This window comes from Phenylobacterium sp. (genome assembly GCF_036263695.1).
Taxonomy (GTDB): Bacteria; Pseudomonadota; Alphaproteobacteria; order Caulobacterales; family Caulobacteraceae; genus Phenylobacterium.
Map to the genome: position 1 here is coordinate 1 of NZ_DATAGM010000369.1, position 1,969 is coordinate 1,969.

Annotated in this window: 4 protein-coding genes; all 4 read right to left on the minus strand. The window is 70.4% G+C overall.

What is annotated here, in order from left to right:
• Nucleotides 1–134, minus strand: a 134-nt coding sequence (locus tag VHK87_RS15020; protein WP_329635703.1) for a VirB3 family type IV secretion system protein, incomplete at its 3' end; no start/stop codon positions are given.
• 3 nt (nt 135–137) lie between these two features.
• Complete coding sequence (locus tag VHK87_RS15025) at nt 138–443, minus strand: TrbC/VirB2 family protein (protein WP_329635700.1); 306 nt, start codon at nt 441–443, stop codon at nt 138–140.
• A gap of 8 nt (nt 444–451) precedes the next feature.
• Nucleotides 452–1,069: a lytic transglycosylase domain-containing protein gene (locus VHK87_RS15030; protein ID WP_329635701.1), complete on the minus strand. Its 618-nt coding sequence runs from the start codon at nt 1,067–1,069 to the stop codon at nt 452–454.
• Nucleotides 1,070–1,351: 282 nt separating this feature from the next.
• A partial coding sequence (locus tag VHK87_RS15035) for a DUF4331 family protein (protein ID WP_329635702.1) occupies nt 1,352–1,969 on the minus strand: 618 nt, incomplete at its 5' end.

Here is a 1,969-nt window from a genome sequence, read left to right on the forward strand (position 1 = left end):
AACGACTTGGTGATCAGGAACAGCTCGGCGGTGACGACGGCGTTCAGCACGAAGTAGCTGTAGGTCACGCCGGCGAACATCTGCGGCCGCGTCAGCGCGCCGAAGACCATGTCGCGATCGAGCTGCGCGGACATGGGCTAGAAGCCGGTCGCGGTCTGGCGGATGCCCGCGACGATCGCCGAGGCCCCGAACAGCACGAAGCAGCCGAGGATGACGGTGCCGCCGTAGCGCCAGTTCAGCCGCCCGGTCAGCATCATGAAGCCGATTGCGGCGATGGCGATCACCGCGGCGACGGTCGCCACGGTGCCCAGCAGCGTGCCCTGCAGCCAGCCGAGCGCCCCGACGATGACGTTGGAGCCGGCCGGATCGTAGGCCTGTGCATGGGCCAGCGCCGGCGTCAGCAGCGCGGGCAGGGCGAAGGGAATTGCGCGTAGCTTTGGCATGGACAATCTCATGGAAGGACGGAGGCCGTCACCGCGGTCGGCGACAACCGCGAGAGGATCGCGGAGACATAGGCTGTGGTCTCCCTGTAGGGCGGGACCCCGCGATAGCGGTCGACGGCGCCGGGGCCGGCGTTGTAGGCGGCCAGCGCCAGGCGCACGTCCCCGCGATATCGGCTGAGCATCTGACGCAGGTAGCTGGCGCCGCCGTGGATGTTCTGGGCCAGGTCGTAGCGGTCGACCCCGAGGTCGCGAGCGGTGCCGGCGGTCAGCTGCATCACGCCGACCGCGTCCTTGTGAGAAACCGCATTCTGCCGGAACCGCGACTCCCGCCAGGCGACGGCGTTCACAAGATCGACGCTGAGGCCGTTGCGCTCGGCCGCCTCGGAGATCAGGCGCGCCACTTCCGGCCGGGCCGCCACGACCGCAGTAGGCGCCGCCGGCGGGACGATGGGCTGAGCTCCCGCGTCGGTAAAGACGGCCGGGGCTGCGTAGGTCACAGCCGCACCGTCCTCGCCGATCTCGATGACCTGGGCCAGCGCCGGCCCGCCGACGCCCGCAAGTGCGAGCGCGGCGAGCATGGCGCGGCTGCGGCCGATCCAAGGGACGCAGGATCTGGAGGCGACCACCGGCGGCGCCCTAAGGAACGGCGACCGGTTCGGCGGTGAGGCTCGGGGCGATCACGGCGCCCGGAGCGACGTTCGCCGGCTCCGAAGCGCTGACGCCCCGGAAAGCGGCTCCGAACTCCGCGCCGAACTGGTCTTCGAACCGCGCGGTCGGAGGCGGGGGCGGGGTTACGGTGCCGCCACCGCCCCCTCCACCTCCACCGCCGCAGGCGGCGGCCCCGAGCGTCACGAGCGTGAGGGCGGCGAGCAGCCGCGCTCGGCGATTAGCTTTGTCGATACGCACGGTCAGCCTCCACGGCGAGCTTCACGCGCTGTCCGGGGCGAGCCCGGGATCGGCGTGTTGAGGTAGGGGAAGGCGTTCTGCAGGTCGCGTGCGTCGATCGGCGCGCCGTCGGTGAACGGGACGGTCCCGACCGGCGCATCGGCCGGATTGCAGAGGCCGAGCGAGGTCGGCGTTCCGTTGATCGGCACCGGGTGGCAAAGCCGCCCCATGGCCACGCGGAGCTCGATGTCCACCACGTCGTCGCCCGGCCGGCGGCCGTTCGGGAAGCCGGCCAGGTCGTCCGCGACGACGCCGAGGTTCTTCTGGGTCTCGCGCGGCGTGGGATTGATGGCCGTGTTGAGGCGCATCATCTCGGACGCGGTGACGGTGGCCTGACGGTTGAGATTCGGAATCCCGGTCAGGAAGGCCGCGACCAGGTCGTTGCGGGGAAGGTTGGACGGCGCGAGGTTGGCGATGTTGGCGTTCAGCGCCGCGTTCACCGGCCCGCGGAACAACAGGTTCAGGATGGCCGGCAAGGTCGGATTGGTGACGTAGTCGGCCAGCGCCGAGTCCTGCGTGGGCTTGGCGGCGTTGAACAGATCCTTCTGAGGCAGTCCGATCACCACCTCGTTGACCAGCGG

Excerpts from the sequence above, each read along its gene's own strand:
- VHK87_RS15025 (WP_329635700.1), bottom strand. The coding sequence starts at position 443 with ATGCCAAAGCTACGCGCAATTCCCTTCGCCCTGCCCGCGCTGCTGACG.